Origin of the sequence: Hydrogenovibrio sp. 3SP14C1 (assembly GCF_029625905.1) — a bacterium.
GTDB lineage: Bacteria > Pseudomonadota > Gammaproteobacteria > Thiomicrospirales > Thiomicrospiraceae > Hydrogenovibrio.
The window spans coordinates 1-260 of record NZ_JARTLM010000183.1 but is presented as its reverse complement, the minus strand read 5'-3'; the positions used below and the strand labels follow the sequence as shown (position 1 = coordinate 260).

Annotated in this window: 1 protein-coding gene; it reads right to left on the bottom strand. The window is 60.4% G+C overall.

What is annotated here, in order from left to right:
* The coding region (locus P8629_RS12165; protein WP_278166369.1) for an ABC transporter substrate-binding protein at window positions 1–260 on the bottom strand (260 nt) is incomplete at both ends.

The following is a 260-nucleotide window of genomic DNA, read 5'->3' as shown; positions in this document are numbered from 1 at the left end:
CAGAAATACCAGGCGCTCGAAGGCCGGAGCAGGGCCGTAAAAATAGGGGTTACGCTCGACGATCAGCTGCTCACCTTCCTGCCACTCCACCATGCGGTAGGGGCCAGAACCCAGCGGCTGGCGGCCGTAACCCGCATGATGGCCATTTTCCCGCTCGGCATCAGGTACAATGCCCAGGGTCATCAGCTGGTCGATGAAGGTGATGCGAGGGGATTTCAGGGTAAGCGTGACGGTGTGGTCATTCACGGCGTCGGCATGTG